This is a genomic window from Albimonas sp. (genome assembly GCF_055129145.1).
The window spans coordinates 20,699-28,172 of the sequence record NZ_JBSRTQ010000046.1 but is presented as its reverse complement, the minus strand read 5'-3'; the positions used below and the strand labels follow the sequence as shown (position 1 = coordinate 28,172).

Genomic DNA, 7,474 nt, shown 5'->3' with positions numbered 1-7,474 from the left:
GCTCAGGCGAGGCCGAAGAGGAACGCCGCCCCGACCGAGGCGATGGCCGCGCCCCCCGCCCGCACCGCCAGCCGACCCGCGGGCCAGCGGGCCAGCAGGCCGAAGCCGATGCCCCCGAGATGCAGCAGCCCGGTGGCCAGCACGAAGCCCGCGGCGAAGGCGAAGGGGTTGGCGGCGGCGGGCAGCTCGGTTCCATGGGCATGGCCGTGGAAGAGGGCGAAGACCGCGACGAGGCTCCCCGCCGCCCAGAGCGGCAGGCGCGCGGCGCAGAGCACCATGAGGCCGAGCACGATGGCGGAGCCCGCGATGCCGGTCTCCACCGCCGGGATCGGCGCCCCGAGCACGCCGAGCGCCGCGCCGAGCGCCATGGTCATCGGGAAGGCGACCGGCAGAACCCAGATCGCCGGCGCGCCGAGGAACGCCCCCCAGAGCCCGACGCCGACCATGGCGACCACATGATCCCAGCCGAGGATCGGATGCGAGAACCCGGAGAGGAAGCCGCCGCCGAGCCCCGCGCCCTCGACATGCGCCGCGGCGAGGGAGGGGAGCAGCGTCAGGGCGAGGAATGCTGCGGCGCGACGGATCATGGCGATGGCCTTCGGGCTGGCGTTTGCGTCGACTGCGTCGGCCCTGGTTAGCATTCCGGTTTTCGCTGCGCCATGGCGCGGGCAGGGCGGAGAGGCTTCGTGATGATCGTGAGGTCGAGGCGGGCCCTGCCCGAAGCGTGGTTCCGACATGGCCCGCATGGCTGCGCGACATGGCGTGCGCAGGCGGTCGGCGCGCCCTGGCTGAAGCCGGCGACGGGGTGGACGGAGTCGCGCTCCGCGACGCGCGCGGACCAGCGGATCGATGCGATGGCGGGGGTGTCGGCGCGGAGCATCGCCAGGGCCGGGCCCTTGGCCGGGCGCGCCGTAGGTCATGGACGGGATGGCGAAAGACCGCAGGTTCGGCGGTCTGGACGCCTGCCGCGGGCGGATCCGGCGCGAAGATCGGGCGGCGGGGGCCGACGGGGTCGGGCGCTCCGTCCCTTCGGGACGCTCGCCCCGCCCGCCGTCCCCCCAACGGGGGCCGGGCGAGGGCGGTCGCGCGATCAGGCGACGGGTTCTTCGTCCATCGGGGCGGCGGCGGCGTCGAGGCGGGCCTGGGCGGCGGAGACCACCTCGGGCTCGAAGGAATCGGCGAAGCGCAGGACCACCGCCTCGGCGGTCAGGTCGGCCATGTCGCGCGCGATCAGGCGGTCGAAGCCCTCCGCCGGTTCGGCGGCGGTGGCGAGGTCGGCGAGCGCGCGGCGCACCCCGGCCTTGGCGGCCTTCTGGCGATGGCGGGTCAGCTTGGTGGCGCGGCCGCGGGATTCCTTGAGCAGCTCCTCGAACGCGGCGATGGTCGACCAGAAGGCGTGCTCGATGCCCTCGGGATCGCCCTCGGCGGCTTCGGGCGCGTCCTCGGCGTTCAGCTCGACCAGGCGACGGAACGCGGCGCGATGCACGTCGGTCGCGCCCTGCCGGTCGGCGTTGGCCATCAGGTTGCGCAGCTTCGCGGGGTCGTCGAGACCCTCGATGACGCCGAGCACACGGGCGTTATCGGGGCGCTTCTTAGCCGAATCGTTCTTCAAGGCCATGGCTCCGTCATTGAATTCGGATCCCATAGTGCCGGATTGCGGCGGCTTCGCCCACCCCTTGCGGGCGATCAGGTGAGGGGGATGATCACAAAAACGGAATAAAAGGCGAGAAAATGACCCGCGGCGGTTATTTTGCGCGCCTGCGGATGCAGCGGAAATAAAAGACGGGGGCCGCGCACCGCGCACCGAATAAAAAAGGCGCGCCCGATTCACCGGGCGCGCCTTGCCTCGACAACGGCCTCAGAAGCTGCGGGGCAGGCCGAGGACGTGCTCGGCGACGTAGCTGAGGATCAGGTTGGTGGAGATCGGGGCCACCTGGTAGAGGCGGGTTTCGCGGAACTTGCGCTCCACGTCGTATTCCGCCGCGAAGCCGAAGCCGCCGTGGAACTGGATGCAGGCGTTGGCCGCCTCCCAGCTCGCGTCCGCCGCCAGCATCTTGGCCATGTTGGCCTGCGCGCCGGCGGTGACGCCCGCGTCGAACAGGCGGCAGGCCTCGAACCGCATCAGGTCGGCGGCGGACGTGTTGACGTAGGCCCGCGCGATCGGGAACTGCACGCCCTGATTCTGGCCGATGGGGCGGTCGAAGACGATCCGCTCCTTCACATAGGCCGAAACCTTGTCGATGAACCACCAGGCGTCGCCGATGCACTCGGCCGCGATCAGGGTGCGTTCGGCGTTCAGGCCGCCGAGGATGATTTTAAAACCCTTGCCCTCTTCGCCGATCAGGTTCTCTTCGGGGATCTCGAGGTTGTCGAAGAACAGCTCGTTGGTCTCGTGGTTGACCATGTTGCGGATCGGGTTGACCGTCAGGCCCTTGCCGATGGCGTCCTTGAGATCGACCATGAACACGGAGAGGCCGTCGGACTTCTTCCGCACGTCCGCCAGCGGCGTGGTGCGGGCGAGCAGGATCATCAGGTCGGAATGCTGGACGCGGGAGATCCAGACCTTCTGACCGTTGATGACGTATTTGTCGCCCTTCTTGACCGCGGTGGTCTTGAGCTTGGTGGTGTCGGTGCCGGTGGTCGGCTCGGTCACCGCCATGGACTGAAGCCGCAGCTCGCCGGTGGCGATCTTGGGCAGCCAGCGGGCCTTCTGTTCGGCGGAGCCGCCGCGCAGGACGGTGCTCATATTGTACATCTGCCCGTGGCAGTGGCCGGCGTTGCCGCCCGAACGGTTGATCTCCTCCATCACGATCGACGCCTCGGTGAGCCCGAGGCCGGAGCCGCCGAATTCCTCGGGGATCATCGCGGCGAGCCAGCCGGCGTTGGTCAGCGCGTCGATGAACTCGACCGGGTAGGTGGCGTGCTCGTCATGCTTGCGGTGGTATTCGGCCGGGAACTCGGCGCAGAGCGCGCGCAGGGCGTCGCGGAGTTCGGCATGCGGGTCGGCGTGGTCGAGGGACATGGGGGGATCCTTTCGGGGCCGCTCAGCGCGGCGTGAAGACGGGGATGGCGCGGCCGGCGATGTCGCGGACCTCGCCGGTCACGGGGGCGCCGATGGCGGCGGGGGCGGAGAGGTGGGCCATGACGCGGGGGCCTTCCTCAAGGTCGATGAGCGCGATCAGGTAGGGGGCGATGGCGCGGAACGTGTCGTCCGGCGCCCGCTCGACGCGGGTGGAGGACCAGACGGTTCCGCGGCCCGAGGCCTCGCGCGTGGTCGGGTGGGCGTTCCCGCAGCCGGGGCAGAGCTGGCGGGGCAGATACCAGGTGCGGGAACAGGCGGGGCAGGTCTGGATCTCGATGCCGCTCATGCCGTGCGCTCCAGGATCAGGGAGACGTGGGAAGACAGCACCCCGCCGTCGCCGTGGTAGAGGCCGAGGGCCGGTTCGCCGGCGATCTGGCGGGGGCCGGCGCGGCCGGTCATCTGGGCCCACGCCTCCACGAAATGCGCCATGGCGCCGGCGACGCCGCAATGGCCGTAGCTGAGCAGCCCGCCATGGGTGTTGAGCGGCAGGGAGCCCATCCGGGCGAAGCGGCCCGAGGCGGCGTCGGGGCCGGCCTGGCCGGGGGCGGAGATGCCGAGGGATTCCAACAGCAGGGCGAGGGTGACGGTGAAGCTGTCGTAGACCGCCAGATAGCCCATGTCGGCGGCGGTCGCCCCGGCGCGTTCGAAGGCGCGGGCGGAGGCTTGCTTGGCGCCGAGGCAGATGTCGTCGGGCGCCTCGGAGATATGCTGGTGGGTGTGGGCCTGCCCGGCGCCGATGATGCGGACCGAGGCGCCCTCGCCGGGTTCCGCCGACAGGATCACCGCGGCGCCGCCGTCGGAGATCGGGCAGCAGTCCATCAGCTTCAGCGGGTCGGCGATGGTCTTTGAATTCATCACGTCGTCGACGGTGATCGGCGCGGTGAGCTGGGCGCCGGGGGTGTCCGACGCGAGATGGCGCATCAGGACGGCGAGTTCGGCAAGGTCGGCCTGGCTCGCCCCGGTCTCGTGCAGATAGCGCGCGGCGGTCAGGGCGTAATAGGCGGGGATGGTGGCGCCGAGCGGGCTTTCGGCCTTGGGGTGGCCGACCTGGGCGAGGGTCTGGACCGCGGCGTCGCGGGACATGCCGGTGAGGCGGTTCTCGCCGCCGACGACCAGGATGGTGTGGGCCTCGCCCGCGCGGATCAGCGCGTCGGCCAGCATCAGCATCCCCGCCCCGGTGCCGCCGCCCATCTGGATGGCGTGGGCGTAGGAGGGCTTGAGGCCGAAGTGCTCCGAAAAGACCGTCGCCAGCATCAGGTGGGGCAGCGCGGTGGAATAGCCGCAGATCAGGCCGTCGATGTCCGACCGGGCGAGGCCGGCGGCGTCGAGCGCGCCTTGGGCCGCCTCGGTCATCAGGGAAAGGGTCGACGACCCCTCCCGCTTGCCGAAGGGCGTGACATGGGCGCCGAGCACATGGGAGGCCCGGAAATGCGACTCGGAGGCGGTCATGGCGCGGGTTCCGCGATCAGCGTGCCCTCGGTGGTGCGGGACCCGTCGGGGAGTTCCACGAAGAGCGCGTAGGTTCCGGTCTCGGCGTCGGTCAGGTGAGCGCCGGCGGTCAGGGTCTCGCCGACCGGGGCGGGGCGGGAGAACCGGATTTTGATGTCGCGGATCGCGTAGGCGGGGCCGAGGCCCTGTTCGGCGGCCTCGATGGCGAGGTTGAGGCCCATGGTGCCATGGCAGATGGCGCGGCCGAACGGCGATTTCGCTGCGAATTCAGCGTCGCAGTGGATCGGGTTGAAGTCGGCGGTCAGCGCGCCATAGGCCATCGCCGTGTCGTGGGACGAGGCGAGGACCAGCGGTCCGAGGATGTTGGGATAGGTCATGGCGGTGTTCCTCACGCGGCCCAGATCGACAGGATCTCGCCCGTGAGGACGAGGCGGGGGCCGTCGCGCATCTCGACCCCGAGGGTGATCCAGCGGCGGCCCTTCTTCTCTTCTTTGGCGACGCAGGCGAAGCGGGCGGTCAGCTGCGCGCCAACGGCGGGCGCGGCCCCGTGGAAGGTCAGGGTCTGGCCGGCATGGACATTGCCGGGCGGGCGGGGCTGGAGGGCGCGGATATAGGTCTCCATCATCGCGGCCACCATCAGGGCGCGGGGGCAGGGCGCGCCCGTCGCAGGCGCGGCCTGGCCGGAGATCGAGGACCAGAGCGCGGCCTTTTCGGCGGAAAGGTCGACGGCGACTTCGGCCATCGCCTCGCCCACCGGGAAATCGGCGAAGGTCCAGGGCGTGTCTTTCAGGGCGGGTCCCATCATGCCGGGGTCTCCTGGGTCAGCGGGGTGAGGAGGGCGTCGAGGGCGATGACGCCGTCGGGACGCGCCAGAAGCGGGTTGATCTCAAGCGCCTCGAACCCGTCGGGGTTGGCCGCGGCGATGACCGAGAGGCGGGAGATGGCGTCGGCGGCCGCCTCCAGATCCACCGGCGGCGCCCCGCGGGCGCCTTTGAGGAGCGCTGCGCCGCGCAGCGAAAGCAGCGCCTCGCGCGCCTCGGTCCGGGTGACGGGGGCGAGGCGGACGGCGACGTCGCGCAGCACCTCGGTGAAGACCCCGCCGAGGCCGATCAGGACGACGGGGCCCATCACCGGGTCGCGGCGAACCCCCACGATCAGCTCGACCCCGCCCGAGATCATCGGGCCGACCAGCAGCCCCTCGATTTTCGCGTGGGGGGCTTTTTCGGCCACCGACGCCAGCATCTTCTCGGCCGCGGCTTGCATCGCGTCGGCGGAGATGTCGAGCGCGACGCCGCCGACCTCGGTCTTGTGGGCGATGTCGGGCGAGACGATCTTCAGCACGCAAGGGACCCCGAGCAGCGCCGCGGCGGCGGCGGCTTCGGCGGGCGTGGCGGCCAGCGTTTCATCCGGGACCGGGATGCCGGCCCGGGCGATCAGCGCCTTGGCCTCGCGTTCGGAAAGGGCGCGGGTGGGGAGGGCGAAGCCGGCGGGGAGCTCGGGCAGGGGCTCGGGCGCGGTTTCCTCGCGGGCGGCGGCCTCGAACCCCTCGGCGATGCGGGCGAGGTTGGCCAGCGCGCGGATGGCGCGGCTCGGGTCCTCGAAGATCATCATGCCGTGCGGCTCATAGGCGTCGTTCACCTCCGGACCGCCCTGGCAGACCATGGCGAAGGGTCCGGAGACGCCGTCGGGCAGGCCGTCCATGATCGCTTTGCGGAGCTTGGGGCCCACCACCGGCGAGCCGGTCCAGGAGGTGAAGAAGGCCGCCGTCATGTCGTAGCCGCCCGCGGCGGTGAGGTTCTTCAGGCCCTCGGTCACGATGGGAAAATCGTTGAGCACGCTGGCGGTGAGGTCGATGGGATTGCGGGCGGAGGACAGCGGGTTGCGGGCGAGGATCCGGGCCTGAACCTCGGCGGGGAGGGGGGGCATGTCGAGCCCCTCCTCCTCCGCCGCGTCCGACATCAGCACCCCGGCGCCCCCCGAAACCGTGAAGACGGCGAGGCGGCGGCCCCGGGGGAGCGGGGAGAGGGAGGCGGCGTAGATTGCGTCGAGCATTTCCTCGGTGGTCTTCGCGCGCAGCACCCCGAAGCGGCGGAGCGCGGCGGCGAAGGAGGCGTCGGAGCCGGCCAGCGACGCGGTGTGGGAGGCCGCGGCTTCCGCCCCCACGGCGGATGTGCCGACCTTCATCATCACCACCGGCTTGCGGGCGGCGCGGGCGGCGGCGAGCGCGCGGAAGAGCGCGGGGCGGTCGTTCACGCCCTCCATATAGACGCCGATCACGTCGACCGCGTCGGAGCGGACCAGATGCTCGATGCATTCCGGCGCGGTCACGTCGGCCTCGTTGCCCGTCGACACCCAGATCTTGACCCCGATGCGGCGGTCGCGGGCCATGTTGAGCAGATGGGTGCCGTAGGCCCCGGATTGGGTGACGAGTCCGACGCGGCCGGGGAGGGGCATGCCGCTCTCGATCCCCGAGGTGAAGGTGGGGCAGTGGCCGGCCTCGGCGTTGAACATGCCGAGGCAGTTGGGGCCGAGCAGGCGGATGCCATGGGCCCGCGCGGTGGCGAGGAGGTCGTCCTGCATCTTCGCGCCTGCCTCACCCACTTCGGCGAACCCGGCGGAGAAGAGGACGGCGCCGCGGGCCCCCTTGGCGGCCGCGGCGATCAGCGCTGCGGGCACGTCGCGGGCGGCGATGGCGAGCAGCACGAAGTCGATGGGATCGGGGATCGCGTCGAGGGAGGGGTAGGCTTTCAGGCCCTGGATCTCGTCGCGGTTCGGATTGACCGGGAAGATCTTGCCCTTGAACCCGGCGCGCAGCGCGTAGGCGATGGGGCGGCCCCCGATGCGGGATGGATCGGCGGAGGCGCCGACCACCGCGATGGAGGTCGGGTTGAACAGGGCGTCGAGCCCGGGACGCGCGCCGCTGGGGGCGGTGGGGTCGGTCAT

8 protein-coding genes are annotated in these 7,474 nt (G+C 71.3%); all 8 read right to left on the bottom strand.

Annotation, left to right across the window (positions count from 1 at the left end; translation table 11 throughout):
* Positions 1–2: 2 nt before the first annotated feature.
* The 8 genes from ACTB72_RS09590 to ACTB72_RS09555 all read right to left on the bottom strand — a co-directional run bounded on the left by ACTB72_RS09590 (position 3) and on the right by ACTB72_RS09555 (position 7,474).
* A complete protein-coding gene (locus tag ACTB72_RS09590) occupies positions 3–587 on the bottom strand; it encodes a HupE/UreJ family protein (protein WP_463036768.1) in 585 nt (194 codons plus the stop codon).
* 503 nt (positions 588–1,090) lie between these two features.
* Entirely contained in the window at positions 1,091–1,612 is a 522-nt protein-coding gene (locus tag ACTB72_RS09585) for a hypothetical protein (RefSeq protein ID WP_463036767.1), read from the bottom strand.
* Positions 1,613–1,858: 246 nt separating this feature from the next.
* Complete coding sequence (locus ACTB72_RS09580; protein ID WP_463036766.1) at positions 1,859–3,022, bottom strand: acyl-CoA dehydrogenase family protein; 1,164 nt, start codon at positions 3,020–3,022, stop codon at positions 1,859–1,861.
* A 22-nt stretch (positions 3,023–3,044) separates the two neighbouring features.
* Positions 3,045–3,368, bottom strand: a complete 324-nt coding sequence (locus ACTB72_RS09575; protein ID WP_463036765.1) for a Zn-ribbon domain-containing OB-fold protein — start codon at positions 3,366–3,368, stop codon at positions 3,045–3,047.
* Positions 3,365–4,531, bottom strand: a complete 1,167-nt coding sequence (locus ACTB72_RS09570) for a thiolase family protein (protein WP_463036764.1) — start codon at positions 4,529–4,531, stop codon at positions 3,365–3,367. Before ACTB72_RS09570 ends, ACTB72_RS09575 begins: the two co-directional genes overlap by 4 nt.
* Positions 4,528–4,908 (bottom strand): MaoC family dehydratase, encoded by a 381-nt coding sequence (locus ACTB72_RS09565; RefSeq protein WP_463036763.1) that lies wholly within the window; start codon positions 4,906–4,908, stop codon positions 4,528–4,530. Before ACTB72_RS09565 ends, ACTB72_RS09570 begins: the two co-directional genes overlap by 4 nt.
* Before the next feature lie 11 nt (positions 4,909–4,919).
* Positions 4,920–5,336, bottom strand: coding sequence for a hypothetical protein (locus tag ACTB72_RS09560; RefSeq protein WP_463036762.1), 417 nt, complete (start codon positions 5,334–5,336; stop codon positions 4,920–4,922).
* Entirely contained in the window at positions 5,333–7,474 is a 2,142-nt protein-coding gene (locus tag ACTB72_RS09555) for an acetate--CoA ligase family protein (protein WP_463036761.1), read from the bottom strand. The genes ACTB72_RS09560 and ACTB72_RS09555 overlap by 4 nt, the downstream gene beginning before the upstream one ends.